31 protein-coding genes, 1 tRNA gene and 1 riboswitch are annotated in these 26335 nt (G+C 70.8%); of the genes, 26 read left to right on the top strand and 6 right to left on the bottom strand.

The window, feature by feature from the left end; translation table 11 throughout:
- The 5 genes from D8Y23_RS02025 to D8Y23_RS02005 all read left to right on the top strand — a co-directional run.
- A partial coding sequence (locus D8Y23_RS02025) for a DUF3097 family protein (RefSeq protein ID WP_128216499.1) occupies positions 1 to 701 on the top strand: 701 nt, incomplete at its 5' end.
- A gap of 74 nt (positions 702 to 775) precedes the next feature.
- Positions 776 to 1495, top strand: coding sequence for a tRNA (guanosine(46)-N7)-methyltransferase TrmB (gene trmB, locus D8Y23_RS02020; protein WP_164878105.1), 720 nt, complete (start codon positions 776 to 778; stop codon positions 1493 to 1495).
- Positions 1492 to 2367 carry a CPBP family intramembrane glutamic endopeptidase gene (locus D8Y23_RS02015; protein ID WP_128216497.1) on the top strand — a complete coding sequence of 292 codons (876 nt, stop codon included), beginning with the start codon at positions 1492 to 1494 and terminating at the stop codon, positions 2365 to 2367. The genes trmB and D8Y23_RS02015 overlap by 4 nt, the downstream gene beginning before the upstream one ends.
- Before the next feature lie 55 nt (positions 2368 to 2422).
- Positions 2423 to 2486: riboswitch (guanidine-III (ykkC-III) riboswitch) on the top strand.
- Positions 2487 to 2496: 10 nt separating this feature from the next.
- Complete coding sequence (locus tag D8Y23_RS02010; protein WP_128216496.1) at positions 2497 to 2820, top strand: DMT family transporter; 324 nt, start codon at positions 2497 to 2499, stop codon at positions 2818 to 2820.
- Positions 2821 to 2949: 129 nt separating this feature from the next.
- Positions 2950 to 4275 carry a mannosyltransferase family protein gene (locus tag D8Y23_RS02005; protein WP_164878104.1) on the top strand — a complete coding sequence of 442 codons (1326 nt, stop codon included), beginning with the start codon at positions 2950 to 2952 and terminating at the stop codon, positions 4273 to 4275.
- A 75-nt stretch (positions 4276 to 4350) separates the two neighbouring features.
- Here the strand turns inward: D8Y23_RS02005 and D8Y23_RS02000 are convergent, their stop codons facing one another.
- A complete protein-coding gene (locus tag D8Y23_RS02000) occupies positions 4351 to 4617 on the bottom strand; it encodes a hypothetical protein (protein ID WP_128216494.1) in 267 nt (88 codons plus the stop codon).
- Between the two features lie 111 nt (positions 4618 to 4728).
- On the opposite strand from D8Y23_RS02000, the gene D8Y23_RS01995 reads away from it, so the two are divergent.
- From D8Y23_RS01995 to D8Y23_RS01985, 3 genes are all read left to right on the top strand, one after another.
- Positions 4729 to 5904, top strand: a complete 1176-nt coding sequence (locus D8Y23_RS01995) for a sensor histidine kinase (protein ID WP_128216493.1) — start codon at positions 4729 to 4731, stop codon at positions 5902 to 5904.
- Between the two features lie 101 nt (positions 5905 to 6005).
- Positions 6006 to 6509, top strand: a complete 504-nt coding sequence (locus tag D8Y23_RS01990; protein WP_128216492.1) for an SRPBCC family protein — start codon at positions 6006 to 6008, stop codon at positions 6507 to 6509.
- Positions 6506 to 7981 (top strand): phytoene desaturase family protein, encoded by a 1476-nt coding sequence (locus D8Y23_RS01985; protein ID WP_128216491.1) that lies wholly within the window; start codon positions 6506 to 6508, stop codon positions 7979 to 7981. Before D8Y23_RS01990 ends, D8Y23_RS01985 begins: the two co-directional genes overlap by 4 nt.
- A 17-nt stretch (positions 7982 to 7998) precedes the next feature.
- Here the strand turns inward: D8Y23_RS01985 and D8Y23_RS16680 are convergent, their stop codons facing one another.
- From D8Y23_RS16680 to D8Y23_RS01975, 3 genes are all read right to left on the bottom strand, one after another.
- Positions 7999 to 8160: a hypothetical protein gene (locus D8Y23_RS16680; protein WP_164878103.1), complete on the bottom strand. Its 162-nt coding sequence runs from the start codon at positions 8158 to 8160 to the stop codon at positions 7999 to 8001.
- Positions 8161 to 8357: 197 nt separating this feature from the next.
- A complete protein-coding gene (locus D8Y23_RS01980) occupies positions 8358 to 8699 on the bottom strand; it encodes a hypothetical protein (RefSeq protein ID WP_128216490.1) in 342 nt (113 codons plus the stop codon).
- 1 nt (position 8700) lies between these two features.
- On the bottom strand, positions 8701 to 9069 hold the full coding sequence (locus tag D8Y23_RS01975; RefSeq protein ID WP_128216489.1) for a hypothetical protein: 369 nt from the start codon (positions 9067 to 9069) through the stop codon (positions 8701 to 8703).
- A gap of 115 nt (positions 9070 to 9184) precedes the next feature.
- Here D8Y23_RS01975 and D8Y23_RS01970 point away from each other — a divergent pair, with 115 nt between their 5' ends.
- The 4 genes from D8Y23_RS01970 (at position 9185) to D8Y23_RS01955 (ending at position 11016) form a co-directional block, all read left to right on the top strand.
- Complete coding sequence (locus D8Y23_RS01970; RefSeq protein WP_128216488.1) at positions 9185 to 9739, top strand: MarR family winged helix-turn-helix transcriptional regulator; 555 nt, start codon at positions 9185 to 9187, stop codon at positions 9737 to 9739.
- A complete protein-coding gene (locus D8Y23_RS01965) occupies positions 9736 to 9915 on the top strand; it encodes a hypothetical protein (protein ID WP_128216487.1) in 180 nt (59 codons plus the stop codon). Before D8Y23_RS01970 ends, D8Y23_RS01965 begins: the two co-directional genes overlap by 4 nt.
- Before the next feature lie 103 nt (positions 9916 to 10018).
- Entirely contained in the window at positions 10019 to 10342 is a 324-nt protein-coding gene (locus D8Y23_RS01960; protein WP_240663726.1) for a hypothetical protein, read from the top strand.
- A gap of 41 nt (positions 10343 to 10383) precedes the next feature.
- Complete coding sequence (locus D8Y23_RS01955) at positions 10384 to 11016, top strand: hypothetical protein (protein WP_128216486.1); 633 nt, start codon at positions 10384 to 10386, stop codon at positions 11014 to 11016.
- A 13-nt stretch (positions 11017 to 11029) separates the two neighbouring features.
- On the opposite strand, the gene D8Y23_RS01950 is transcribed toward D8Y23_RS01955, so the two are convergent.
- The gene (locus D8Y23_RS01950; protein WP_205796731.1) at positions 11030 to 11422 is read right to left on the bottom strand and encodes a DUF5684 domain-containing protein; all 393 of its coding nucleotides are present in this window, start codon (positions 11420 to 11422) and stop codon (positions 11030 to 11032) included.
- A gap of 99 nt (positions 11423 to 11521) precedes the next feature.
- Between D8Y23_RS01950 and D8Y23_RS01945 the strand changes: the two genes are divergently transcribed.
- The 9 genes from D8Y23_RS01945 (at position 11522) to D8Y23_RS01910 (ending at position 17900) form a co-directional block, all read left to right on the top strand.
- Complete coding sequence (locus tag D8Y23_RS01945) at positions 11522 to 11962, top strand: hypothetical protein (RefSeq protein WP_128216485.1); 441 nt, start codon at positions 11522 to 11524, stop codon at positions 11960 to 11962.
- Between the two features lie 83 nt (positions 11963 to 12045).
- A complete protein-coding gene (locus tag D8Y23_RS16675) occupies positions 12046 to 12219 on the top strand; it encodes a hypothetical protein (protein ID WP_164878102.1) in 174 nt (57 codons plus the stop codon).
- A gap of 54 nt (positions 12220 to 12273) precedes the next feature.
- A tRNA-Arg gene (locus tag D8Y23_RS01940) sits at positions 12274 to 12349 on the top strand.
- A gap of 261 nt (positions 12350 to 12610) precedes the next feature.
- Complete coding sequence (locus D8Y23_RS01935; protein WP_128216484.1) at positions 12611 to 12865, top strand: DUF6458 family protein; 255 nt, start codon at positions 12611 to 12613, stop codon at positions 12863 to 12865.
- A 34-nt stretch (positions 12866 to 12899) separates the two neighbouring features.
- A complete protein-coding gene (locus tag D8Y23_RS01930) occupies positions 12900 to 14033 on the top strand; it encodes a serine/threonine-protein kinase (protein ID WP_128216483.1) in 1134 nt (377 codons plus the stop codon).
- Positions 14030 to 14572, top strand: a complete 543-nt coding sequence (locus D8Y23_RS01925; protein WP_128216482.1) for a hypothetical protein — start codon at positions 14030 to 14032, stop codon at positions 14570 to 14572. Before D8Y23_RS01930 ends, D8Y23_RS01925 begins: the two co-directional genes overlap by 4 nt.
- 44 nt (positions 14573 to 14616) lie before the next feature.
- Complete coding sequence (locus D8Y23_RS01920; RefSeq protein ID WP_128216481.1) at positions 14617 to 15423, top strand: transglutaminase-like domain-containing protein; 807 nt, start codon at positions 14617 to 14619, stop codon at positions 15421 to 15423.
- A 39-nt stretch (positions 15424 to 15462) separates the two neighbouring features.
- Positions 15463 to 17127: an arginine--tRNA ligase gene (locus tag D8Y23_RS01915; protein WP_128216480.1), complete on the top strand. Its 1665-nt coding sequence runs from the start codon at positions 15463 to 15465 to the stop codon at positions 17125 to 17127.
- Between the two features lie 2 nt (positions 17128 to 17129).
- Complete coding sequence (locus D8Y23_RS01910) at positions 17130 to 17900, top strand: LmeA family phospholipid-binding protein (RefSeq protein WP_128216479.1); 771 nt, start codon at positions 17130 to 17132, stop codon at positions 17898 to 17900.
- 2 nt (positions 17901 to 17902) lie between these two features.
- Here D8Y23_RS01910 and D8Y23_RS01905 read toward each other — a convergent pair whose 3' ends face one another.
- Positions 17903 to 18991, bottom strand: a complete 1089-nt coding sequence (locus D8Y23_RS01905; RefSeq protein ID WP_128216478.1) for a hypothetical protein — start codon at positions 18989 to 18991, stop codon at positions 17903 to 17905.
- Between the two features lie 249 nt (positions 18992 to 19240).
- Between D8Y23_RS01905 and lysA the strand changes: the two genes are divergently transcribed.
- From lysA to rho, 5 genes are all read left to right on the top strand, one after another.
- On the top strand, positions 19241 to 20689 hold the full coding sequence (gene lysA / locus D8Y23_RS01900; protein ID WP_205796727.1) for a diaminopimelate decarboxylase: 1449 nt from the start codon (positions 19241 to 19243) through the stop codon (positions 20687 to 20689).
- Positions 20686 to 22017, top strand: coding sequence for a homoserine dehydrogenase (locus tag D8Y23_RS01895; RefSeq protein WP_128216476.1), 1332 nt, complete (start codon positions 20686 to 20688; stop codon positions 22015 to 22017). The genes lysA and D8Y23_RS01895 overlap by 4 nt, the downstream gene beginning before the upstream one ends.
- A 1-nt stretch (position 22018) precedes the next feature.
- On the top strand, positions 22019 to 23101 hold the full coding sequence (gene thrC / locus D8Y23_RS01890) for a threonine synthase (RefSeq protein ID WP_128216475.1): 1083 nt from the start codon (positions 22019 to 22021) through the stop codon (positions 23099 to 23101).
- Positions 23098 to 24030: a homoserine kinase gene (thrB, locus tag D8Y23_RS01885; RefSeq protein ID WP_128216474.1), complete on the top strand. Its 933-nt coding sequence runs from the start codon at positions 23098 to 23100 to the stop codon at positions 24028 to 24030. Before thrC ends, thrB begins: the two co-directional genes overlap by 4 nt.
- A 155-nt stretch (positions 24031 to 24185) precedes the next feature.
- Positions 24186 to 26321 (top strand): transcription termination factor Rho, encoded by a 2136-nt coding sequence (gene rho / locus D8Y23_RS01880; RefSeq protein ID WP_240663725.1) that lies wholly within the window; start codon positions 24186 to 24188, stop codon positions 26319 to 26321.
- Positions 26322 to 26335 lie beyond the last annotated feature (14 nt).

Below are 26335 nucleotides of genomic sequence, written 5' to 3'. Positions count from 1 at the left end.
CCCGCCTCGAGGGCATGCACGTCGAGCTCGAGGATCGGGTGGGTAAGCGCCGCCTGTTCCCGCTCGGCGGCGGGTTCCTCCTCGATGGCGATCCCGTGGTGCTGGTCGCCCCCGCGGCGGCCCCGAAGCCACGCACGCGAACGGCGTCGGGATCGTTCGCGGCCTCCGACCAGCGCGCACGGACAGCCCGCGCGAGCCGCATCTTCGTCGAGGGCAAGCACGACGCGGAGCTCGTCGAGAAGGTGTGGGGAGCCGACCTCCGCGCCGAAGGCGTCGTGGTGGAGTTCCTCGAGGGCGTCGACCTGCTCGAACAGACCCTGGATGCCGAGGCGCCGACGGCCGAGCGCCGGTACGGCGTGCTCGTCGACCACCTCGTGCCGGGGTCGAAGGAATCGCGCATCGCCGAGAAGATCGCGCGGGGACGCCACGGCGCCCACGTGCGCATCGTCGGGCACCCCTTCGTCGACGTCTGGCAATGCGTCACCCCGCGAGCCGTCGGCATCGCCGCCTGGCCCGAGGTGCCGCGCGGGATCGAGTGGAAGGTCGGGGTGTGCCGTGCCCTGGGCTGGCCTGCCGAGGAGCAGGCGGATCTCGCCCGCGCGTGGCAGCACATCCTGTCGCGGGTGACGACGTTCCGCGACCTCGAGCCCGCGCTCCTCGGTCGCGTCGAGGAGCTCATCGACTTCGTGACGGTGCCATGAGCGGCCGGAAGCCGCGCGAGCAGTCGCGTGACACCCAGGAGTCGCCGGGGGACGCCTCGCCTACCCTGGATGCCATGGAGTCCCCCGTCTATCGCGATCGCCCGGTGTCGTTCGTTCGGCGCAGCGGCCGGATGTCGGAGGCCCAGGATCGTGCGTGGGTCGACTTGTCGCCGTTCTACCTGCTGCCGGTTCAGCGCGATGCGGCGGCGACGAGTGTCCGGCCCGGGGCGGCGATCGATCCCGCCGAGGTGTACGGACGTCGTGCGCCCCTGATCGTCGAGATCGGCTCCGGCCAGGGGCACCAGATCGTCGCGGCGGCCTCGGCGCGGGCCGACACCGACTTCCTCGCCGTCGAGGTGTTCTCCGCGGGCTTGGCTCGGACGATGCTCGACGCGGACCGCGCTGGCATCCGCAACCTGCGGCTCGTCGAGGCGAACGCCCCCGAAGTGCTCGAGCACCTCCTGCCCGCGGCATCCGTCGATGAGCTATGGGTCTTCTTCCCCGACCCCTGGCACAAGAAGAAGCACACGAAGCGCCGGCTCGTCGCGCCCGAGTTCGCCCGCATCGCCGCCCAGGCGCTCCGCCCCGGCGGCACGCTGCGGCTCGCGACCGACTGGCAGGACTACGCCGACCAGATGCGCGCCGTCCTGGATGCGGCTCCCGCGTTCGAGCGGGCGTTCGCCGGCGAGTGGGCGGATCGGTTCGATGGACGTGTTCTCACCGCGTTCGAGCGCAAGGGCATCCGCGTCGGCCGTGACATCCGCGACCTCACCTATACCCGTCTCGCCACATGAGCACCCACGCCGCCGCACCCGAACGCGACCGCCGCACCTGGACTCCGGCGCTCCTTCCCGCCGCGTTGGTGTGCCTGGCCGCACCGGTCCTCTTCGTCGCGCAGATCGTGTGGCTGGGGTGGATCGTGCTGGCGCTGGCGGTGGCATCCGCCGTCGTCGCCGACCGGATCGCGGGCACCCCGATCGTGCCGCCGCCGCCGGGGGACCGGTCCGTGCCCAGCATCGCCCGCGACGTGTTCCTCATCGCGCTCGGGCAGTTCGTCGTCAGCCTGATCCCGCTCAAGGCCGAACTCGACAACGCCGCCTTCGTGCGGTTCACCCTCGCGCTCGGCGGGGCCGTCGTCCTGCCGTATGTGATCTCCCGGTTCGTCTTCCGCGACCGGGCGATCGGTTTCCCGTGGCGCGGCGGCGGCCGCTGGACGTGGTGGCAGTGGGCCTGGCTGGTCGGGGTCATCGTCCTGGGGTGGCTGATCCTGCCGTTCTACTTCGTCACGTCCGGCGTGTACACGAACTGGCCCGTCGTGGACACCCCCGAGCTCATCGGACGTCTCTTCATCGGCGTGGGCGCCGTCGGTATCTGGGACGAACTCTTCTTCGTCTGCACCGTCTTCGTGCTCCTGCGTCGGCACTTCCCCGACCTCACCGCCAACCTGCTGCAGGCGATCGTGTTCGTGTCGTTCCTCTGGGAACTGGGCTATCAGGCGTGGGGGCCCGTGCTGACCATCCCGTTCGCACTCGTGCAGGGCTTCCTGTTCCTGCGCACGCGCTCGCTCTGGTACGTGGTGACGGTGCACCTGTTGTTCGATGCGGTCGTCTTCGGCGTCCTGGTGCACGCCCACAACCCCGGCCTCGTACCTCTCTTCCTCGTCTGATCCGACGGAGGATGCCGTGCACGGGTTGTGCACAGGGGGGCTTGCTAGCGTGATCGGAGCGTGCGCACCGCACGACCGGACGAGGGATCAGTACCCGGACAGCGACAAGACTGGCCAAGGAGCACTGTCATGTCGTGGATCATCCTCGCCGTCTCGGGCGTACTGGAAGCGGTATGGGCCACCGCGCTGGGGCGCTCGGAGGGCTTCACCAAGCTGTGGCCGACCGTGATCTTCGCCGTCACTCTGGTGGCCAGCATGGGCGGTCTCGCCTGGGCCATGCGCGAGATCCCGACGGGGACGGCGTACGCCGTCTGGGTGGGGATCGGGGCCGCGCTCACCGTCGTCATCGCGATGGTCGGGGGAGCCGAACCCGTTTCGGTGGTGAAAATCCTCCTCATCCTGGGTCTGGTGGGATGCGTCGTGGGTTTGAAGATCGTCAGCGACGTCCACTGACCAGGACATTTCCTGAAAGTCAACCGGGAAGACGCGGCGGGTGCATCCGGTACGATCTGCCCGAATGCACTTGTCCGGGCCGGACACCGTCGTCAGCAGCCCACTTCCTCCCTGTGTGAAAGGTTCCGAGTGAGCGCACCGCCGAGCGAGCTGGTCCCCACGGTACGACCGGCCCCGACCGACGATCGCGTCGCGCCGCTGCGCGAGCGCGGACGACGACTGCTGGACTCCCGTTTCGGGCAGGCCCTCCGCCAGTACGGACGGGATGTCCTGCGTGCGCCCCAGGGCGTGGAGCCCATCGAGCGCGGTGCGTTCACGCGTGTGCTGCTGCTGTGGGCCGTCGCGCGGGCCGTCAACTTCGGGTTCCTGTGGGGGTTCTACTCCATCGCGAAGTCGGCACGGTGGGGCTTCGGTCCCGACAGCGAGCGCCTCGGCACGTTCTTCGACTACCTCACCGGGTGGGATGCCGACCGCTACGGTCAGATCGCGGCACAGGGTTATCCGATGTCGCTGCCCATGAACGTCTCGGGCGACATCCTGCCCAACAACTGGGCGTTCCTCCCCGTCTTCCCTTCTCTGGTCCGCGCGATCTCGGGCGCGACCGGGCTCGGCTGGCAGCCGGTGGCGGTCCTCATCAGCCTCGCGGCGAGCCTCGGCGCGACGTGGGTGCTGTTCCGTCTCCTCCGCACCGTGACCAAGCCGCACGCCGCGTGGTGGGCCGTCGTCTTCTTCTCGTTCGCGCCGATGTCCTTCCTCTTCGCGCTCGGCTACAGCGAGGGCCTGTTCATGCTGCTGGTGTTCAGCGGCATGCTGCTGGCGATCAAGCGGCAGTACCTCTGGATCCTGCCGATCGGGCTCATCGCGGCGTACACGCGTCCGGGTGTCCTGGCGCTCGCCCTGGCGCTCGGCATCGTCTTCCTGGTGCGTTTCTTCCGTCGCCGCGTCGACCCGTTCCCGTTCCGCGAATGGGCGTCGCTCATGGCGACGGGCTTCACGATGGCGATCGCGGGTCTGTCGTGGAACCACATCGCCCAGTGGGCGACCGGCACGCACAACGCGTACATCCGCACCGAGCTGGGATGGTGGCTGGACTACGTCGGCAACGACGAGTTCACGCCGTTCACTCCCTGGTTCCGGCAGGCCGGCACGCACCTCGGCGTCGTGGGCATCATCCTCGTGGTCGCGCTCATCGTGGCGTTCGCGGCGCTCCTGTGGTCGCGCCCCGTCCGTCGCCTGGGCCTCATGGTGGTCGCGTACATCTTCAGCTACGGCGTGTACATCCTCGCGGTGTTCCTTCCCCAGCAGAGCACGTTCCGTCTGCTCATGCCGATGGCGCCGATCCTGGGCGACGACCGGTGGTCGTCGACGCCGCGGCGCCGCACCGCGATCCTCGTCGGGTGCCTCGTCCTCCAGCTCGTGGCGATCCTGCTGCTCTGGACGCGCGGCAACCCGTGACGCACGGGGACGCCGACCACGAACGCCGAAGGGGCGAGCACATCGGTGCTCGCCCCTTCGGCGTCTGACTCGGGGTCAGTCCGGTTGCCCGCCCGGGTCGACGGCGTCGAGCACGTCTTCCTCCACGGCGTTGTCCGCGTCCGGCTGGGCGCTGCCCGTCGCCGAGCCGCCCATGTCCGTCCCGGACGGGTCGGGCGCGGGCTCCGGGGGGAGCGGAACGGTCGGTTCGGCGGGCGTCGGCGCCGTCGGCTCGGCGGGGATCGTCGGGGGTGTCTCGGCGGGGGCGGGAAGGCCGTCGGGGGCGGTGGGTGGATCCAGGGGAGCGGGGGTCGTGGACGTCATGAGTCCACGGTGCGCCGCCGACGACACCGGCACGAGGGGCTACCGATCGGCCGCCGCAGGGTGTACCCGTCGGGCTAGGGTCGAAGCAAGGACGAATCGCAAGGGGATGCCGTGTCCACAGCTCATGAGGTGACGCGCCGCGAAGCCATCGACCAGTACCGGATCGTCGGGGCACTTCCGGAGCCTGACCTGCAGGGCCTGGTGGAACTGGCGGCGACGGTCTGCAACGTGTCGACCGCCGTCATCAACATCATCGACGATCGCGCCCAGCACCAGGTCGCCGCCGTCGGCGTCCAGGCGGCATCCTGCTCCATCGAGGACTCGATGTGTGCGGCTGCGCTCGTCGACCCGCGTCGAGTGGTCGTGTCCGACGCGCGCGAAGACCCGCGGTTCCGCGACAACGCCTTCGTCACCGGGGCGATCGCTTCCGTCCGGTTCTACGCGTCCAGCCCTCTCGTCACCCCCGCGGGTGTGGCGATCGGCACCCTGTGCGTCTTCGACGACGAGGTCGGGCAGTTGACGGATGCCAGTGCACACGCCCTCGATCTCCTCGCGCACCAGGTGATCGACGTCCTCGAGCTGCGGCGACTGACCCGCGACCTCGCGGAGTCCAACGCGCAGCTGGAGCAGTTCGCCACGCAGGTGAGCCACGACTTGCGCAACCCGCTGACCGCCCTTGCGGGGTTCCTCGAGCTCGCCGCCGACAGTCCCGAGATGATCGACGCCCCGCGGGCGGCACGCTCGCTCGCCCGCGCGGAGTCGGCGGCCGCCCGCATGACGTCGATGGTGACCGATCTGCTCGATTTCGCCCGGATGGGTGGCGCGCGCCCGCGGATCACCACGGTCGACGTCGGTGAGATCGTGGACGAGGTGCTCGAGGACCTGGACGGTGCCGTGGTGGGCGCCGGCGCCGAGGTCGTCGTCGATGCCTCGGCCTTCGTCCGCGCGGACGACACCCTCTTGCGGGTACTGCTGCAGAACCTCATCGCGAACGCGGTGAAGTTCACGGTGGCGGCCGGCCGCGTACCGCGCGTCGTCGTGAACGTTCAGGAGCTCCCCGACGGCTGGCGCCTCACGGTGGACGACAACGGCGACACGGTCGACCCGGCGGTGCGCGACCGGATGTTCGAGCCCATGCAGCGAGGACACGACGGAGAGGTTCCCGGGCTCGGCATCGGGTTGGCGACCTGCCGACGTATAGCCCAGGCCCATGGCGGGCATATCGGCCTGGAGGAGTCGCCCGCGGGTGGCACCCGGGCATGGGTGGTCCTCCCCGCCGCCGCGTGAGCACGTAACGGGCGCTGTGCGCGGGCGCAACCACCGTGACCCGCGAACGTGCCGACCCGTAGCGTAGGTCGTCTGCACCGCTGACGAGGAAGGGGCCCCGCATGGCTCGCAACGTGCGATTGCTGCAGTGCTCGCCCGACGATGTCTTCCGCGTTCTCGCCAACGGTTGGCTGTACCCGCTGTGGGTGGTGGGAGCGTCGCGGATGCGCGACGTGTCCGATGCCTGGCCGCGCGAGGGGGCGGAGCTGCACCACTCGTTCGGATCGTGGCCGCTCCTCGTCAACGACACGACGGTGATGCGGGTCTGGGACCCGCCGTACCGGGCGGTGCTCGAACCGCACGGCGGCCCGATCGGTATCGCGCGCGTGTCGATCGACGTCAAGCGGCGCGGAGACGTGTGCGTCGTCCGGCTGCAGGAAGAGCCGGTGACCGGCCCCACCCGGCTGCTGCCCGATGTGGTGTTCGACGCGATCACAAGGTGGCGCAACGCCGAGACCCTGCACCGCCTGGCTTATCTCGCGGAGGGTGGCGCGCCCGGTACCAGCGGGGGGTCGTCGGCCATCGGGCGGGCGTCCACGGCCGAGAAGGAGCCGATCGAACGATGAGCGAGAGCTACGACGCGATCGTGGTCGGATCGGGACCCAATGGGCTCGCCGCCGCGGTGACCCTCGCCCGCTCCGGACTGTCCGTCGCCGTGTACGAGCGGCAGACCTCGCTCGGCGGCGCGGCATCGACGGGCGAGCTCACTCTCCCCGGCTTCCGTCACGACCTGGGCTCCGCGGTTCATCCGCTCGCCCTGGAGTCCTGGTTCTTCCGCGAATTCGGCCTGGAACGTCGCGTGCCGTTCGTCGTCCCGGATGCGTCGTTCGCCCATCCGCTGGACGGCGCCCGCGCGGGACTCGCCTACCGCGATCTCGACCGTACGGCGGAGTCGATCGGCCGCGACGGCGGGGCGTACGCACGGCTGATGGGCCCGCTCGTCTCGCACCTGCGCGGCGTGGCGGATTTCACCGGCAACGCTCTGCTGCGTATTCCCGGCGATCCTCTTGCGGCGTTCTTCTTCGGCTTCCGTTCCCTCGAACAGGGGGGTCCCTGGTGGAACGCGCGGTTCCGCGAAGAGACCGCGCCCGCCATGATCACCGGGGTGTCGGCGCACTCGATCCTCCACCAGCCGAGCATCGCGGCGGGCGGAGCCGGACTCGTCCTCGCGACGTACGCGCACGGGCGCGGGTGGCCGATCCCGGTCGGCGGGAGCCAGTCCATCGCCGACGCCATGATCGCGGATCTCCGTGCGCACGGTGGTGTCGTACACACCGGCGTCGATGTCACCGATCTCCGTCAGCTTCCCCCCGCGCGGGCCGTCCTCCTCGACGTCACCCCGCGGACTCTGCTCCGACTCATGAAAGACCGGATGCCGTTCGGCTACCGCCGCGCGCTCGAGCGCTTCCGCTACGGGGGCGGGGTGGCCAAGGTCGATTTCGCGCTGTCGGGCCCGGTGCCCTGGGCCGATCCCGCTGTGGCATCCGCCGGCACCGTGCACGTCGGCGGGACCCGGGCGGAGATCGCCGCGGCGGAGAACGCCGTGGAGCGCGGCGAACTGTCGGAGGCCCCCTACGTGCTCGTCGCGCAGCCGTCGCTCTTCGACGCCACCCGAGCCCCGGAGGGTCGCCACGTGCTGTGGGCCTACACGCACGTGCCGGCGGGGAGCACAGCCGACCGCGAGGAGGCGATCATCGCCCAGATCGAACGGTTCGCTCCCGGCTTCCGCGACACCATCCTGGCGTCGGCGTCACGAACGGCGGTGGATATCGCCGCCTGGAACCCGAACTTCCCGGGAGGCGATATCTCGGCCGGTGCGCCGTCGCTGACACAGCTGATCGGGCGACCCGTCTACCGCCCCGACCCGTGGCGCACCCCGGTGCCGGGCGTCTATCTGTGCTCGTCCTCGACGAGCCCGGGTCCTGGCGTGCACGGACTCGCCGGCTGGCAGGCCGCGCTCAGCGCGCTGCGCCACGAGTTCGGTACGCGTCTGCGTCCCGACCTCGCCCCGCGCCCCGATCAGCTCGCTGAGGCCTGACCGGGGCGGCGGGAGGATCAGTTGATCTCGCCCCCGGGCGATGCGTTCGTGTCGGCAGCCTCGTCGGCGTCGCGCTGAGCGGCGGCACCTTCTTCCGGCGACTCGGAACCTGCGCCGTTGGAGCCGGGGTCGGGCGCGTCCGCGTCGTCGGGGCGGTCGGTGGAAGCGTGATCTGTCACGGGGCTATCCCTTCGTCGAACGCCGAGATGCGGCGTCCGGGGAACGGTCCCACACGGCCGATGTGCTGTCCAGGGGGTGGCGTCTCGCGGGGTGCGCCATCAGAGCGGCGACACGCCGTAGCGCTGTGCGAACTCGGCTCGAGCGGCATCCTCGACGTCGTCCGCCTCGTCGCGCAGGTCGACGAGCATCGCGGCGCTCACAGGTACGGCGCGAGTGCGCCGGCGGTGAGTGCGAAGGCGAGTGCGGCGGTACCGGCGGTGGTGGCCAGGACGGCGGTCGCCCGTTCGGCGCGACGGCGACGCGCGGTGTTGATCGGGTCGGCGGTCGTCCGCAGGGAGGCCTTCGCCGCATCGAGAGCGTCGTAGCGCCCGATGGGAATGCCGTGCGCGTCGCGGGAGACGAAGCCGCCCGACACACTGTCGACGCAGCCGTAGTACTCGCCGCCGCGATGAGCGACCCAGAACCCGGAGTCGACCTTGGCCCACGTCACGCGTGCGGCGGACAGGGGCGCGAGGGATGCCGCGATGGTCGTGGACATCTCAGGCCGCCTTTCGCAGCGCCGTGCGGTGCGCCGCGGGGGCGGATGTACGGGTCGGAGTCGTCGCGGCGGGGATCTCGGCGTCGAGAGCGATGATGAGGCCGGCCGACGAGTTGGCCATATCGGCCATGTCCTTGAGCGTTCGAGCGTCGAGCTGCTCCGGCTCGGCGCTGTCGAAGACGAAGCGGAGGGGAATGGCGGGCTGGAGCCAAAGGGTGGAACGACCGGGGGCGCCGTCGACGTGGGTCCAGCTCAGGGTGAAGCTCTCGCTGCGACGGAGCTTGGTCGCCACGACCACCTTGAGGTGCGAGAGGAGACGGTCCGGAACACGGATGGGCTCCGCCGACGTGGCGTAGTAGAGGTGGCCCATGAGGAACTCCCTTCGTTGGTTTAGCTGTATGAAGAACATACTCGCTTAGTAACTAGTTTGTCGAACTATTTGTTTCACTGTATGATCGCAGGATCGACAGCAAGGGGCGAACACCATGACGGACGTGCGTGCGGTGTCGCCGAGCCTCTCTCCCGACGGAGACCATGACTCGCGCACCTACTGGTACGGCGAAGAGCCGGCCGATCGACGGGTGCGCACCAAGGCGGTTCTCGAGGCCCTGCGCGTCTACCGCGCCGCCGAACTCGCGATGCGTCGGCGGACCCGCGAGTCCATGTCGATGGGGGAGAACGAACTCCTGGTTCTGCGCTACCTTCTGCGCGAACCGGGGCGGAACGTGCGCCCCGGCGAGTTGACGAGGTACCTGGGTCTGTCGACGGCGTCCACGACGGCCATCCTCGACCGGCTGGAGCGCTCCGGCCACATCGCGCGAACGGCCAACCCCGACGACCGTCGCAGCATCTTCGTGCACGCGACGGAACGCGCGCACGCCGAGGTGCGCGAGACCCTCGGCAACATGCACGACCGCATGCTCGCCGCGGTGATCGACATGTCGCCGGAAGAATCCGCCGTGGTCGTGAGCTTCCTCCACCGAATGAGCGACGCGGTCGACGGAGTGGCCGTCGACGCCGGAACCGCCGCGTCGCCGTGATCTACGTGCTCGTCGGCGGCCCGCGCGACGGACAGCACGTGGACGACCTCCCGCGCGGTTACCGCCTCATTCTCGACGAACCTGCTCCCGAGCGGTTCGCCGAGTTCGACACCGTGCGCGCGGTCTGGTTCGAATTGGATGCCGCGATGTTCCGCTCCGCCCAGCGGCGGGACTGACGCGTATCCCACCCACCGGATCACGCGCAACCCGGCTTCGGCCCCGGCCCGCGGACGTCAGGCTAGGCGCATGAGATGTGTGACGTACGCCGGAGAAACGGTGATGACGACCGATGACGTCGCGAAGTCGCTCGTCGAGTTGACCGCCGCTGTGGCGAAAGAGGGCCAGGCGGAGGCCGTCAGCATCCCGATCGTGACGGAGGACCACAAGGTCGGGCAGGCCGAGCTCGTCATCGGCGTCGGCAATGACGTGCTCTCCGCTCCGATGGACTGGGACGGCGAGGAGCCGGATTTCAGCGCGTGGTCGGAGGATCTGCGCAACCACCGCCTGTTCCCGCGGTCCGGGCTCCGCGTCGTCGAGCCGGTAGCCGCGGACGACGACGACGAGCCGGTCGACTGGGATTTCGATCAGCCCACGCAGGCCTGACACCGCCTCTCAGCCCGCTGTCGCCCCCGTAGGGTGAGGCCATGGGCAAGCGCAGAACAACGTGGCGCGTCGGCGGCATCCTGCTCGCGGTGTGCGGGATCGTCCGGCTCGGGGTGGCGCAGATGGCCGGGTCGGCGATGGCGACCCAGACCCTCATCGATGTCCTGTGGGGTCTCGGCATCCTGGTCTTCGCGATCGGCCTGCGACCCGAGGGAAGCGTCGTGGCCCGACGACCCCTCGGTCTGACGGCGCTGATCGTCGTCGCGCTCGCGCCCCTCGTCGTGAACATCTCGTACGTCCTCACGCCGGTCCAGGTCGTGTCCTCCGCGCCGTCCACCGCATGGATGGCGTTCGCCGTCAGCTGGACGGGCTCGGTCGTGTCGATCGCGGCGGGGGTGATCGCTGCGACGCAGATCGCGCGACTGGGTGCTGTGCCCGCGCAGTGGCGCTGGGCCCCCCTGTGGGCGCTGGCGATCAGCGTCGGCAGCGCCGTCCTCGTCCAGATCGTGTGGGTGGCCCTCGGCGCCGCGGGAGCCGACCAGTCGGTGCTCGTGGCGGCCGGGATGATCGGCTGGATCGGGCCCCTCGCCCCCACGCTGGGCCTCGGCATCGTCGCCCTGATCGCCGCAGCGACCGACCGTCCTCAGAGCGTCGAGATCTTCCGCTCGTCCTGAGTCGTCCCGCGTCTCAGATGCGCTCGGAACGGTACTGGTCGTCGCTGAACCCGACGATGAGGTACCCGATGATCCAGAACACCACCAGCAGGAAGAACGAGAAGACCCCGCCGTGACCGAAGGCTCGGCCGAGGCGGATCGCGACGATGATGTGGAAGACGATGTTCACGATCGGGATGAGGTAGAGCAGCGACATCCACCCCGAGAACCCGGCGACCTTCACGAGGAAGATGGCGTTCACGATCGGGATGATGGCGAGCCAGCCCGGGTATCCGGCCTTCGAGAAGATGCGCCACAGGGCGACGACCATGAGGACGTAGACCGCGAACCCGATCAATGAGTTGGTGGTGTTCAGTGCGAAGATCGACGTCTGGTCGAAGATGGTGTTCGGCGAGGAGGTCAGCATGCCGCTCATCGTAGGGGCACGACCGCACCGGATGCGGGTCGGTCAGTGCGGTGGCCGCTACGCTCGCGTCATGTCGATCGTTTTCCGCGCCGGGATGCCATGACCTCCGACCGGAGATTCGAGTGGGGCGGACTCAGCGCGGGCCGGGCCGACTTCGTCACCGCCGCGGAGGCGTTGGCCACGCTCGAGGGCCTCGTCGACGCGTACGCCGACCTGGCGCCCGCGACCGGCGTCTCCGACGGCGACGCGTTCGTGCGGTTCTCGGTGGGGGAGCGGTGGGCGGTCGTCTCCACGCCCGGCACCCGGTGGTTCTCGGTGCGGGTCGACTCGGGCCATCGCGCCCGCCTGGACGATGCGACGTCCACCCGCGCGGAGGCGGCGATGCTGCTGCACACCTACGTCGCCATCGGTGCGGCCTACGTGCGGGGTGAGGCCGTCGCGGAGGACGCTCGGCTGATCGTCACCGCTGCGGGTCGCCGTGTCGCGCTCACCCGCCCGTTCGTCGGACGCCTGCGTGGATGGATGCGCGACCGCCGCTGAACGGGTGGCGGCCCGCGGGTCAAGCCTCTGCGATCGTCGGGCCTGCCCTGCGACGCTGGGGGTTCGCGTAGGAAGGACGACCCATGAGCGATTCGCAGAACACCGCCCCCGCCGACGGCGCCGAAGACCTCGGCGACGACGAGACGGTGGCCCCCAGCCAGACGAACGACGTCGACGAGCAGTCGAAGGCGCCGTCCGGCGACGACCCGAACGCCGACCATCAGGCCACCGGCATCGGGGTCATCGGCGAGGAGTGACCGCCTCACGCCGGTCGGGCGCGCATCCGCCGCGATGCTAATCTTGACCGGTCCGCCTCCGTAGCTCAGGGGATAGAGCGTTGGTTTCCGGTACCAAAGGTCGCAGGTTCGATTCCTGTCGGGGGCACCACCGCGAAGGCTCCGATCACTCGTCCGCGAGGATCGGAGCCTTCGTCGTCTGCGCGCTCGCGCACGCCGCGAGAACAGGCTTCGCGCCGACAACAGGGTGATCCCGGCCGCATCGGCCTGTTCCGGCGCCAGACCCTGTTCTCGCAGCCTCCGCACGTCGGGGAGCGCCGCAACCCGCCCCACGCCCCCGTTGTCAAGACCTTCCGCCCGTTCGCGGGGCGGATGCCATCCTGGCTCCATCGCCCTCCCGAAAGGACCTGTCATGAGCATCGGAGCTGGAATCGCGCTGATCGTCATCGGCGCCATCCTCGCGTTCGCCGTGGATCTTCCCAACGAGTTCGTCGACTTCACGACCATCGGCTACATCATGATCGGCGCCGGCGTGATCGTGGCGATCATCGGCGTGGTCCTGCTGGCTCGTCGTCGGCAGACCGACACCGTGACCCGCACCGAGGGGGCCGGTGGCGCACAGGTCACCCGTTCGACCACGCGGTCGTCGAACGACGACCTCGTCTGACATCCCGCCGGGGGCGGCCGCCCCGAGGACACGCATGACCGACACCGATACGACCCAGCCCGCCGACCCTGCGGCCGACAGCCTCTTCGACGGGCGTTACCGTCTCGGCCGCGTTCTCGGCACCGGCGGATACTCGCGCGTCTACGAGGCGGTCGACACCGCGCTGGGTCGCACCGTCGCGCTGAAGATCATGATCGGTGACGGGGCGGATCCCGCGGATGCCGCACGCGTGCGGTCGGAGATCCGCCTCCTCGCCTCGCTGTCGCATCCGTCGTTGGTCACGCTGTACGACGCTCGGCTCTCGTCGACGCCGACGTATCTCGCGATGGAACTCATCGCCGGTCCCACGCTCACGGATCTCATCGGCCGCGGTCCCCTCCCGGCTGCGGATGTCGCGCGCTACGGTCGCGAGATCGCCGAGGCCCTGTCGGTGGTGCACTCCCGTGGCATCGTGCACCGCGACGTCAAGCCGTCGAACATCCTCCTGCGTCCGCCCGCTCACACGGGCGAACGGGCGCGGGCGACGCTCGCCGACTTCGGCATCGCTGCGCTCGTGGGCGCGACACGAGTCACGCGGGCCGACACGGTGATCGGCACCGCCGCGTATCTCAGCCCCGAGCAGGCGCGGGGCATGCCGGCGGCCCCGGCGAGCGATGTGTACGCGCTCGGGCTCGTGCTGCTGGAAGCCCTCACCGGGCGACGCCCGTTCGGCGGGCGGACCCCGCACGAAGCGCTCGCGGCGCGCCTGGTGTCCCCGCCCGACATCCCCGAGGACCTCCCGGCGTCCTGGCGTGACCTCCTGTCACGCATGACGGCGATCGATCCGGCGCAGAGGCCGGATGCCGCTGCCCTCGGCGCCGAGTTCCGCGCGATTCCGCGCGAGTCGGAGCCGCCCGTCCCGCTCGACCGTTCGGTCCCGTCCGGTGCTTCGGAGCCCGACGAACTGACCCGCACGCGTGTTCTCGCCCCCGTCGCGGACTCGCGGCGCTGGGGCCGGCGGAGCGCGATCGTCGTGGCATCCGTAATCGCCGTCGTCCTCGCCGTCGGCGGCGTCGCCGCCGCGGTTGCGCTCACTTCACCGGCTCCCGCCTCCGACCCCGCGCTGCCGTCGCTTCCGGCGCCCCTGGATCAGCACGTCGATGACCTGTGGAAGGAGGTCGGACCGTGATACGCCGGCTCCTCGCCCCTCCCGCTCTCGCGCTCGCCACCGCGATCGCGCTCGCGGGCTGCACCTCACCGCCCGCCGAACCGACGGCGTGGCAGGGAGTCGTGCAGACGCTCGCCAGCCAGGCATCCGGTGGCGACTATGCCTCGGCCTCCGCAACGCTGGATCGACTCGAGGCCGAGGTCATCGCGCAACGCGACGCGGGCGCGATCCCGGCGACCGAGGCCGAAGCGATCCTCTCCCGGATCGCGGCGGTCCGCGCCGATCTCGCGTCGCTCGCTCCCGCCCCCGAGCCGACCACCGAGCCCACCCCCGAGCCGAGCCAGGACACCGCCGTGGACGTCGGCTCCGAGCCGACCGAGAGCACCGTCAGCGACGATGACGCCGATGAGGACGAACCGCCCGCCACGCCCGACGACCAGCCGGAGGAGCAGTCCCGTCCCGGAAACGAGGACCAGGGAAAACCCGGAAAGGGAGACGAGGGCCGGGGCAAGAGCGACGAGTCCCCGGGCCGTGGCGGTCCGGGTAAGAAAGACGGATGAGCACGGCGCATCCCACCCCTCCGCCGCCGTGCGAGGATTGCCCGGTGCCGCGCCGAGTGACCGCTGAACTCGACCTCGATCTGGGGGCGTCCGTCGACCTCATCTTCCAGATCACCGCCGCCCAGGGCGTGCCGCTCACGAGCGAGCAATTGACGTTCTCGCGCGGTGACCGGGTGTACACGCCGACCGAGATCGTCGATCAGTCCGGCAGCCGTCTGCACCGGCTCGCGGGCGAGCCCGGGCCCCTCAGCGTGCGGTACGAGGCGGTCGTGTCGGGTGCGTCTCCTACGGTTCACACGAGCGACCTCGAGACGATCAGCTACCTCCGGCCCAGTCGGTACTGCCAGTCGGACGAGGTGTTCGCTCAGGCGCGCCGGCAGTTCCGCGGACTGACCGGGGCCGAACTCATCGCCGCGGTGTCGTCGTTCGTGGCATCCAGTGTCACCTATACCCCCGGGCTGAGCCTCGGCACCGACAGCGCCGTGACGACCCTCATGACGGGACAGGGGGTGTGCCGCGATTACGCGCACGTCGTGATCGCGTTGCTGCGGGCGATGGACATGCCGGCCCGGTACGCCGCCTGCTATGCGCCCGGGCTCGAGCCCATGGACTTCCACGCGGTCGCCGAGGCGTATCTCGACGGCGCCTGGTACGTCATCGACGCGACGCGCCTGTCCGACCGCCGCTCACTCGTGCGGATCGCCACGGGTCGCGACGCCGCCGACTGCGCGTTCCTCAGCTACCACGGCGGGTATGTCGGCCTCGAGCGGATGTACGTCGACGCCGTGTTCGACGGCACTCCGGATGCCACGGTCCCCGACGACCACGAGGCCTTGGTGCAGATCGGCTGAGCCGGGGGCCGCGAGCGCCTCACCTAGAATTGCAGGGTTATGGATCCCGCAGCCCTCTCCGCCGCCCTGCTCGCCGTCATCGCCCCGCTCGCTGAGGCGCGACGCGAGGGTTCATCGGCGGGGGTCACCGTCGCGGACCTGCCGCTCGAACGGCCGAAGAACCGCGACCATGGCGACTGGGCGTCCAACGCGGCGCTGAAGCTGTCGAAGGTCGTCGGGGCGAACCCGCGGGAGTTCGCGGCAGAGATCGCCGCGGGCCTCGAGAGCGTCGACGGCATCGCGAGCGTCGAGGTGGCCGGCCCCGGGTTCATCAACATCCGACTGGATGCCGCCGCCGCCGGCGCCCTCGCGAAGACCATCGTCGAGCAGGGCGCAGCGTTCGGGACGAACGACTCCCAGCGCGGGAACACCATCAACCTCGAGTTCGTCAGCGCGAACCCGACCGGTCCGCTGCACATCGGTCACACCCGCTGGGCGGCGCTGGGCGACGCGATCGCCCGCGTACTGCTGGCCAGCGGCGCGACGCTCGTGCGCGAGTTCTACATCAACGACGCCGGGGCCCAGATGGAGCGCTTCGGCCGCTCGGTCGTCGCGGCGCTGCACGGCGAGCCCACCCCCGACGACGGATACGGCGGTGCCTACATCGCCTCGCTGGCGGAGCGGGTCGCCGCCGAGCGCGCCGATATCCGCGAACTCGACCGGGCCGAGCAGATCTCGGTCGCGACCGAACTCGCCTACGGGTTCCAGCTCGGCGAGATCCAGGCCTCGCTCGAGCGCTTCAACGTCCACTTCGACGTCTGGTTCTCGGAGCGGGCGCTCCACGCCCACGTCGACGGGCAGCCGAGCCTCGTCGACGAGGCGGTCGACCGCCTGCGCGAACAGGGCCACGTCTTCGACGACGAGGGCGCGGTGTGGGTGCGCACCACCGACTTCGGCGATGACAAGGACCGCGTGATCCGCCGCTCGAACGGCGAGTACACCTACTTCGCCGCGGATGCCGCCTACTACCTCAACAAGGGTGACCGCGGCTTCGCGCACAAGATCTACCTGCTGGGCGCCGATCATCACGGCTACGTCCACCGGCTGAAGGCGCTCGCCGGTGCGGCGGGCGACGACCCCGAGAAGGACATCGAAGTGCTCATCGGGCAGCTCGTGTCGATCAACGGCGCGAAGCTGTCCAAGCGCGCGGGCAACATCATCGAGCTCGACGACCTGCAGGAGTGGCTCGGCACCGACGCGTTGCGGTATTCGCTGGCGCGGTACCCGGCCGACTCGCCGCTGACGCTCGACCCCGAGATCCTGCAGAAGCGCACGAACGACAACCCCGTGTTCTACGTGCAGTACGCCCACGCGCGCACGCACAACGTCGCGCGCAACGCCGCCGATTCGGGTGTCGACCGGTCCGAGTTCGCTCCCGAACTGCTCGACCACGAGACCGAGTCGGCGCTGCTCGGTGCGCTGCAGGAGTACCCGCGGATCGTCGCGTACGCCGCGGAGGTGCGCGAACCCCACCGGGTCGCCCGCTACCTCGAAGAACTGGCGGGTCTCTACCACCGCTGGTACGACAACTGCCGCGTCATCCCGCTCGGCGACGCCGCGGTCGAGCCGGTGCACCGCACCCGCCGGTGGCTCAACGACGCGACCGGTCAGGTGTTGCGCAACGGCCTCGCACTGCTGGGCGTAAGCGCTCCGGAGCGCATGTAGTCATGACGGATGCCACGCACCCCCGTCGTCGAACCGGGCGGATGATCGCGATCGTCGTGATCGTCCTCGTCGTGATCGCGGGGGTGCTCGTGGCGGCCGAGGTCATCGCCCGCTCGGCGGTCGCGAACACCGTGCGCTCGCTCGTCGTGCAGCAGGTCGGTCTGCCCGCTGATCAGCAGGTGGACGTCGAGGTGCCCGGCATCGTGCTTCCGCAGCTGGTGAAGGGACGTCTCGACCAGGTCGCGGTGTCCGCGCCCGACGTGGTGCTCGGTCCGCTGAACGGCGACGTCCGCGTCGATCTGCAGGACGTCCCCGTCGCGGGCGACGCGCCGGCCGCGGGAGGGTCGGCATCCGTGCGCCTCGACCCCGATCAGCTGCGGGCCCTGCTCGCGCAGATCCCGGACTTCCCGGCCGACACCGTCGGCACCGCGGCCCCCGACGTGACGCTGTCGACGGAGTTCTCGGTGTTCGGCATCTCGATTCCCGTAGGAATCTCTGCCACACCCGGGGCGGCGGACGGCGACCTGACGCTGACCCCCACGGCCTTCGACCTCGGCGGCAACCGGGTCGACGCCGACACACTGCGGGGTCAGCTCGGCGGTGTCGCCGATCGCGCGGTGCAGACGTGGCGACTGTGCATCGCCGACCGTCTTCCGGCCGGGCTGACGCTCGACGGGGTGAGCGTCCAGGGGGAGGACGTGGTGGCCACGTTCGCCATCGACGGGCGCCTGCTCAACGACCCGGCGCTGCAGCAGAACGGCACCTGCGGCTGACCCTAGGCTCCCGTGATCCGGAGCAGCCCGGCATCCACGAGTGACGCTACCGCCGCATCGGTGACGCCCCACGGGTCGGGGCAGTCGAACCGCGCGTCGACCGCGGCGACGAGATCGTCGTGCGTCGCTCCGCGAGCGGCGTCCCACAGCGTCGGTCCGACGCCCGCGAGGACGCGCAGCATGCCGCTCCCGTCGGGGTTGGCCGTGAGCACCGCGACCGTGTCGTCGGAGAGCCCGTACGCGTCGACGGCGTCGGCGCGGTCGTACACGGGCGCGGCGCCGCGCGCGCGGGTGGTCTCGGGAGGGGGAGCGGCCTCGATCCCGGCGGTCGTCGGCGGCGGAGCCTCCGCGTCGAGCACCTCTCGCATGAGGACGGCGAGTTCGCGCGCCTCGGTGTACTCGGCGCGGAGGACCCCGCCGGTCCGCTCGATGAGCTCCGCCATGGTCGCGACCGGCCGCGGCAGCTGCACCAGTCCGCTCGACTGCGCGGCGAGCGCGGCGATCGCCTCCGAGACGGGCACGGGAACGAGTCGCGCGGCATCGCCCCCGGTGCGACGATCCAGCAGGACGATCCGCGCCAACCGGAGACCCCCGCGGGGCAGGGGGCCGAGTCCCAACTCGTCCGGCGAGCGCTGCACCTTGTGCGCGACCCCCGCGGTGATCAGCGACAGCGGCTTGCGGTACGGCTGCACCTCACCGGTCACGGCCACCCCGACCGCTTCATCCGAGACATATCCCGCGGCCGACGCGAGCACCCGGATCGCCGTGGTCTTGCCCGCGCCCGAGGCGCCGACGAGCACCACGACGCCGCCGTCGGCGCCGGCGACCCCGGCGGCGTGCAGCATCCACAGCTCGCCCCGCCGTTCCTCGATCGCGCGCGTCGTGACGGCGCTCGAGAGCGCGGCGAGCATCGCGCCCGGATCGAGGGATGCCGTGGGCGTCACGATCGCCCGCGTCGGGGTTCCGCGCGGTGCCCGGGCGCCGCTCCACGCGGCCCGCACCGCCGCGCGCCGGGGAGGGTCCAGGGCGGCGACGTCGATGCCGAGGGTGATGCCGAGCGCCTCGACGACGACGGGGGACGGGCTCGACACGGCCCCACGCTACGGTCGGGGGAGGGTGGCATCCCTCGCTCTTCCGGCAACGGCGGGCGCTCACCGCGACGGATCGCCCGCCGGCTCACCCGTGGGTACCGGTCGACGACCTCGGGCGGCGAGGCGTGGGACGGGGGCGGCATATGCCGTGCCCTAGACTGCAAGGACTGCCTGTCGCGTGACGCCCCGCGCGGGCAGGAGCCGTGATCCGCGGCCGTCGCGTCGCCGCAAAACCCGATTGGTTCCTCCGTGTCCGCCTCGCACTCCGCGCTCGTGCCCGAGTGGCTCACCGCCCCGGCGGAAGCGAACGAGCTCGTCGCCTCCGTCTGGCCCTCGTCCGCGCACCGCGTCGACGACGGCTCCGTCGAGATCGGCGGGGTGTCGGTGTTCGACCTCCGCGAGCGCTTCGGCACGCCCCTGTACGTCCTCGACGAGGACGAGGTGCGCGCGCACGCCCGCCGCGCCCGTGCCGCGTTCACCGCTGCCGCCGAGCGCCACGGCGTCCACGCCCGTGTGTACTACGCCGGTAAGGCATTCCTGTCGACCGAGGTCGTGCGCTGGGTCACCGACGAAGGTCTGGCGGTCGATGTGTGCACGCGCGGGGAGCTCGAGGTCGCCCTGGCCGGCGGTGCCGACCCCGCGCGCCTGGGGTTCCACGGCAACAACAAGAGCGTCGGCGAGCTCGAGCGCGCGGTCGAGGTGGGGATCGGCTCGGTCGTCGTCGACAGCCCGATCGAGATCGAACGCCTTGCCGCGATCGCCGATCGTCGCGGTGTCGTCCAACCGGTGCTCGTGCGCGTGCGCACCGGTGTGCACGCCGAGACCCACGCGTTCCTCGCAACCGCTCACGAAGACCAGAAGTTCGGCTTCTCGCTCGACGCAGCGACGGCGGCCGTGGAGCGCATCCGCGAGTTGGCGAGCCTCCGCTTCGTGGGCCTGCACGCTCACATCGGCTCGCAGATCTTCGACTCGGCCGGCTTCCGCGAGTCCGCGGCGCGCCTCGTCGACCTCCACGCCGACCTTCTCGCCGGGGGAGACATCCCGCTCCTCAACGTCGGTGGCGGATTCGGCATCTCCTACACCTCGGTCGACGACCCGCGCCCCATCGAGGAGATCGCCGACGGCATCCTCGACGCCATCGCCGACGAGTGCGCGGTCCGTGGCATCCCGATGCCCGACGTCGCGTGCGAGCCCGGACGCGTCATCGTCGGACAGGCCGGTGTCACCCTCTACGAGGTCGGCACGGTCAAGAAGGTATCGATCGGCGAGGGTCTCGAGCGCACGTACGTGAGCGTCGACGGCGGCATGAGCGACAACGCCCGCCCGGCCCTCTACGGCGCCGACTTCTCGGCCCGGCTCGTGTCGCGCGTCAGCGCCGCGGACCCCGCGCTCTCCCGCGTCGTGGGGCATCACTGCGAGTCCGGAGACATCGTGGTGGATGCCGAGTACCTCCCGGACGACGTCACGCCGGGCGATCTGCTCGCGGTGCCGGCCACCGGTGCGTACTGCTTCTCGCTCGCGAACAACTACAACTACACGCCGCGTCCGCCGGTCGTCGCCGTACGCGACGGACGGGCGCGCGTCATCGTCCGCGGCGAGACCGTCGACGACCTCCTCTCCCGCGACGTCGGTGTCGCGGCATCCCCGCCCTCGTCGTTCCGCGGCGCGGCCGCCCCATCCCACGGAGACACCGAATGACCGACTACCGCACGCTGCGCGTCGCGCTGCTGGGCGCCGGTGCCGTCGGCTCGCAGGTCGCCGACCTGCTGCTCAAGCACCGCGCCGAACTGGCCGACCGCGCCGGCGCCACCCTCGAACTCGCGGGCATCGCCGTCCGCAACCTCGACGGCAAGCGCGATACCGACCTGCCGCGCGAGCTGTTCACGACGGATGCCGAGAGCCTCATCGTCGGCTCCGACATCGTCATCGAGCTCATGGGTGGGATCGAGCCGGCCCGCACGCAGGTGCTGCAGGCCATCAACTCCGGAGCCGACGTCGTCACGGCCAACAAGGCGCTGCTCGCCACCCACGGATCCGAGATCTTCGAGGCCGCCGATCAGGTCGGGGCGGAGGTCTACTACGAGGCCGCCGCGGCCGGTGCCATCCCGATCATCCGTCCGCTGCGCGACTCGCTCGCCGGCGACCGGGTCGTTCGCATCATGGGCATCGTCAATGGCACGACGAACTACATCCTCGACCGGATGGACACCGAGGGGGCCGACTTCGCCGATGTCCTCGCGCAGGCGCAGGCGCTCGGTTACGCCGAGGCCGACCCGACCGCCGACGTCGAGGGCTACGACGCCGCCCAGAAGGCGGCGATCCTCGCGAGCCTGGCGTTCCACACGACCGTGCCGCTGGATGCCGTTCACCGCGAGGGCATCACCCGGATCGATGCCGCGATGATCGAGTCCGCGCGTCACGCGGGCTACGTCATCAAGCTCCTCGCGGTGTGCGAGCGCCTCGCGGCCGGTGCGGGCGAGGCGAGCGAGTCCATCTCGGTGCGCGTCTACCCCGCGCTCGTCGAGCGCTCGCACCCGCTCGCGAGCGTCCACGGTGCGAACAACGCCGTTTTCGTCCAGGCCGAGGCGGCCGGCGACCTGATGTTCTACGGCGCCGGCGCCGGGGGCGTGCAGACCGCCTCCGCCGTTCTCGGCGACGTCGTCTCCGCCGCGCGCCGCCACATCGCCGGGGGAGTGGGCGTCGGCGAGTCCACGCGCGCGAACCTCCCCACCGTGCCGATCGGCCGGGTCATCACGCGGTACCAGATCACGCTGGAGGTCGACGACCAGCCGGGCGTGCTCGCCACGGTCGCCGGCATCCTGAGCGAGGGCCGCGTGTCGATCGCGACCGTGGAGCAGACCACCATCGAATCGGACGCCGACGACCCTGCCGCCGGTGGGTCGGCGCGTCTGGTCATCGGTACACACCAGGCCCGTGAGCAAGACCTGAGCGAGACCGTCGAGCGTCTCGCCGCGAGCGGCGTCGTCGAGCGCGTGGTCTCCGTACTGCGCGTGGAAGGGAACTGACATGGCACACGTCTGGCGCGGAGTCCTCCGTGAATACGCCGACCGCCTGGGCGTCACCGACGCCTCGACCGTCGTGACGCTGGGGGAGGGTGGGACGCCCCTCATCCCCGCTCCCGCCCTCTCGCGGCGCACGGGCGCGGACGTCTACGTCAAGTTCGAGGGCATGAACCCCACCGGCTCCTTCAAGGACCGCGGCATGACGGTGGCGCTCTCGCGCGCCGTCGAGCACGGAGCGAAGGCCGTCATCTGCGCGTCGACGGGCAACACCTCCGCCTCGGCCGCCGCGTACGCCGCGCACGCCGGCATCACCGCTGCCGTGCTCGTCCCCGAGGGCAAGATCGCGATGGGCAAGCTCAGCCAGGCCGTCGCGCACAACGGCCGTCTGATCCAGATCCGCGGCAACTTCGACGACTGCCTCGAGATCGCGCGCGAGCTCGCCGACCACTACCCGGTGCACCTCGTCAACTCCGTCAACCCCGACCGCATCGAGGGCCAGAAGACCGCCGCTTACGAGGTCGTCGAGCAGCTCGGCGACGCCCCCGACTTCCACTTCATCCCCGTCGGCAACGCCGGCAACTACACGGCCTACTCGCGCGGCTACCGCGAAGAGGTCGACCGTGGTGTCTCGACGCGCGTGCCGCGGATGTTCGGCTTCCAGGCCGCCGGTTCCGCGCCGCTCGTGCGCGGCGAGGTCGTGAAGAACCCCGAGACGATCGCCAGCGCGATCCGCATCGGAAACCCCGCCTCGTGGCACCTCGCCCTCGAGGCTCGGGATGCCACCGACGGATGGTTCGGCGCGATCGACGACGACCGCATCCTCGCGGCGCAGAAGATCCTCGCCGGCGAGGTGGGCGTCTTCGTCGAGCCCGCGTCCGCGATCAGTGTCGCGGGTCTGCTGGACCGCGCCGAGGCCGGCGTCGTCCCCGCCGGCGCGAAGGTCGTGCTCACCGTCACCGGTCACGGCCTGAAGGACCCGCAGTGGGCGCTCCGCAAGTCCGACGGTTCCGAGGTCAAGCCGACGGTCGTCGACGCCACCACGTCGGAGGTCGCCTCGGTCCTCGACCTGAAGCCGGTGGCCGAGTGACCGCAGCCCTCGGGCGCCGCGTCGCGGTCCGCGTCCCGGCGACGAGCGCGAACCTCGGCCCGGGCTTCGACACCCTCGGGCTCGCGCTGAGCGTGTACGACGAGCTGACGGTAGAGGCGCTCGAGTCCGGTCGGCTCGAGATCGAGATCACCGGCGAGGGGACGATCGACGTACCCCGCGACGCGTCCCACCTGGTGGTGCGCGCGATCGCGCACACGTTCGCGTCGGTCGGACGGGAGCTTCCGGGACTGCGTCTCGTGGCGCACAACGTCATCCCCCACGGGCGCGGGATGGGCTCCTCCGGTGCGGCGGTGGTCGCCGGCATCCTGGCCGCGAAAGGCCTGCTGGAGGGCGAGGTCGATTTCTCTGACGTCGAGCTGCTGCGCCTCGCGACCGAGATGGAGGGCCACCCCGACAACGTCGCTCCCGGCCTGTTCGGCGGGCTCACGATCGCGTGGATGGATGCCACCGGTCCCCAGCACAAGCAGCTCATCGTGCACCGCGGCGTCGCGCCGCTCGTGCTCGTCCCGAGCTTCACCATGTCGACGGCGGTGGCGCGCAGCCTGCAGCCCCTGCAGGTGCCGCGCGAGGACGCGGTGTTCAACGTGTCGCGTTCGGCGCTGCTCATCGCGGCGATGACCCAGAGCCCCGAGCTGCTGATGGCCGCGACCGAGGACAAACTGCACCAGAACTACCGTGCCCAGGCCATGCCCGAGACCGACCGCCTCGTCCGGGCGCTGCGGGCGGAGGGGTACGCGGCCGTCGTCTCCGGAGCGGGTCCGAGCGTGCTCGTGCTCGCCGACGGGCCCGGACAGCGTGTGGCGGCGGCGGAGCTCACCTCGTCGGTCGTCGACACCCCGTGGCAGGCGCTCATGCTCGCCGTCGACGTCAAGGGTGGTACAGTGAAGCCCGCAGAGGGTTCCGCTTAGCACGCGAATCTGAGCCTCTGCACCACCTGCGAAATCCGCAACAAATCGCGAACCCGGTCTCGGCTGCAGTCTCCCGAACCGCTGGTGTGAGTTCTCGTCTGCGCTCTGCAGCGATACCCCGCGATCTGACCATGTTTCATTTCTGAGGAGCACTCGTGGAGTCCATCTCCGAGACCCAGCCCGTTGACGCGCCCGAGGGTGCCGACATCCCGACCGAGGAGCAGTCCGCCGCTCCCGCCGACGAGACGCTGTTCGACGCGCCCGTCGATGCGGAGGGCGACGACGCCCCCGCGGCCGAGGACCCGACCGCGGAGGAGGCACCGGCCGCCGACGAGCAGCAGGCCGAGCCCGCCGCCGCCGAGGAGCCCGCGGGGGAAGAAGCCCCCGTCGAGGTGCCCGCCGCTGAGGAGTCGCCCGCCGACGCGGCGCCCGCCACCGACGAGGTGGCCCCCGCCGTGGAGCCGGCCGCCGAAGAGGCCGTCGCAGCCCCCGCCGCGGAGCCGGGTGCTCCGGTCGAAGAGCCCGCTCCTTCGGCCGAGGAGCCCGCCGCCGGGGAGGCGCCCGCCAAGCCCGCCCGCGCGCCCCGCAAGCGCGCCCCGCGCCGAGCGAAGAGCGCGCCCGCGGACGAGACCGCGGCCGAGGCTCCCGTCGACGCGGCGCCGGCGGAAACGCCCATCGCCGCCGAGGTCACCGAGACCCCCACCGAGACCCCCGCCGAGGCTCCCGAGGCCGCGGGGCAGTCCGCCGAGGCCGACGCGAACACCGAGACCGTGGCCTCCCCGACCGACGCGGTCGACGCCCAGGCCGACGCCACCGAGGGCGACACCGCCCAGGCCGACGCCACCGACGGCGACAGCGCCGAGGAGTCCGCCGACACGCCGTCGCGCAGCCGCAGCCGCAGCCGGTCGCGCAACCGCAACCGCAACAAGGCCGAGAACGCCGACGCGCCCGCGCCCGCGGCGAACGCCGCCGCGCCCGCCGCCGACGAGGCCGAGGCCCCCGCGCAGAACGGTCAGCAGGCCCAGCAGCAGAACCAGGCGAACGGTCGCAACCGTCAGCGCAACAAGCGTCGCGGACAGGCCGCCACCGGTGACGAGTTCGAGAGCGAGGTCGGCGAGGACGACGTCCTGATCCCCATCGCGGGCGTCCTCGACGTGCTCGACAACTACGCGTTCGTACGCACCACGGGCTACCTGCCCGGCCCCAGCGACGTCTACGTCTCGCTCGGTCAGGTCAAGAAGTACAACCTGCGCAAGGGCGACGCGGTGGTCGGTTCGATCAAGCAGCCGCGCGAGAACGAGCAGTCGAGCCGCCAGAAGTACAACGCGCTCGTGAAGGTCGACTCGATCAACGGTCTGTCGGTCGAGGATGCCGCCGCCCGCGTCGAGTTCGGCAAGCTCACCCCGCTGTACCCGCAGGAGCGTCTGCGCATGGAGACCGCGCCCGAGAAGCTCACGCAGCGCCTCATCGACCTGGTCGCACCGGTCGGCAAGGGCCAGCGCGGTCTCATCGTCGCGCCCCCCAAGGCGGGCAAGACGATCGTGCTGCAGCAGATCGCGAACGCGATCGCGCAGAACAACCCCGAGGTCCACCTCATGGTCGTGCTCGTGGACGAGCGCCCCGAAGAGGTCACCGACATGCAGCGCACGGTCAAGGGCGAGGTCATCGCCTCGACGTTCGACCGTCCCGCCGAAGATCACACCACGGTCGCCGAACTCGCCATCGAGCGGGCCAAGCGTCTCGTCGAGCTCGGTCGCGACGTCGTCGTGCTGCTGGACTCGATCACCCGCCTCGGCCGGGCCTACAACCTGTCGGCACCGACCTCGGGTCGCGTCCTGACCGGTGGCGTGGACGCCTCGGCGCTGTACCCGCCCAAGCGTTTCTTCGGCGCCGCACGCAACATCGAGAACGGCGGGTCGCTCACGATCCTGGCGACGGCGCTGGTCGAGACCGGGTCGAAGATGGACGACGTGATCTTCGAGGAGTTCAAGGGCACCGGCAACAGCGAACTGCGCCTGAACCGCCAGCTCGCCGACAAGCGCATCTTCCCGGCGGTCGACGTCAACGCGTCCTCGACCCGTCGCGAAGAGATGCTGCTGTCGCCCGACGAGGTCAAGATCACCTGGAAGCTGCGTCGCGCGCTCGCGGGTCTCGACCCGCAGCAGGCCCTCGAGGTCGTGCTCGGCAAGCTCAAGGAGACGCAGTCCAACGTCGAGTTCCTCGTCCAGATGCAGAAGTCGATCCCGGCTCCCGCGCGTGGAGACAACGGGCACGACAACGGCATCCGCTGAGCCGTGTCCGATTC

This window comes from Microbacterium enclense (genome assembly GCF_004022425.1).
Lineage (GTDB): Bacteria > Actinomycetota > Actinomycetes > Actinomycetales > Microbacteriaceae > Microbacterium > Microbacterium enclense_A.
Note: the sequence above shows the minus strand (reverse complement) of the source record. Positions and strands in the feature narration are given on the sequence as shown.